Here is a 543-nt window from a genome sequence, read left to right as displayed (position 1 = left end):
ATCAAAATTTAAAACGACTTAAAAGTATTAGTCTTACCCAATATGGAGATAATATTTGTAAGTACTATACAGATAAAGATACATTATATTTTTCATTTAATAACCAAAATAAATATATTGGTCAATTAAACATGAATACAGATGAATTAAAAATCATTGATATGCCTTATAGCTATGCTGATAATATTTATGTAAATGATGGAAAAATCTATGTTACTTTCTATAATCTTGTTTCAAATGAAGGCAATAAGATTTGTGTTTTTGATCAAGATACGCATCAATTAGAAAAAACATATACCTTGAAGCATCATCTTGATATGATTGATTTTAATGGTTCTCATGCTTATATTCTATCTCGTAATGAGCATGATAAATACAGTGTTAATATCTACGATTATAAGAAAGACTTTAAGCAAGTAAAAAGAATAAGTCTGCCAAAGAAAAAAACTTACAATTATCTTATTTATTATTCAACCCTTTTTATTAATCCTAGTCTTAAATAATCCACGTTGACAAACTAAATGGGCTCCGCGTCAATAGCGG

Annotated in this window: 1 protein-coding gene; it reads left to right on the top strand. The window is 26.3% G+C overall.

Annotation, left to right across the window (positions count from 1 at the left end):
- Window positions 1-503 (top strand): hypothetical protein (locus QVO42_RS03630; RefSeq protein WP_288163746.1); only part of this gene is annotated, 503 nt, incomplete at its 5' end.
- Window positions 504-543: the final 40 nt, after the last annotated feature.

This window comes from Catenibacterium sp. CAG:290, from assembly GCF_000437715.1.
In the GTDB taxonomy this organism is placed as follows: Bacteria; Bacillota_I; Bacilli_A; order Erysipelotrichales; family Coprobacillaceae; genus Catenibacterium; species Catenibacterium mitsuoka_A.
The sequence above is the reverse complement of the archived record's forward strand: the minus strand, read 5'-3'. Positions and strand labels throughout refer to the sequence as shown.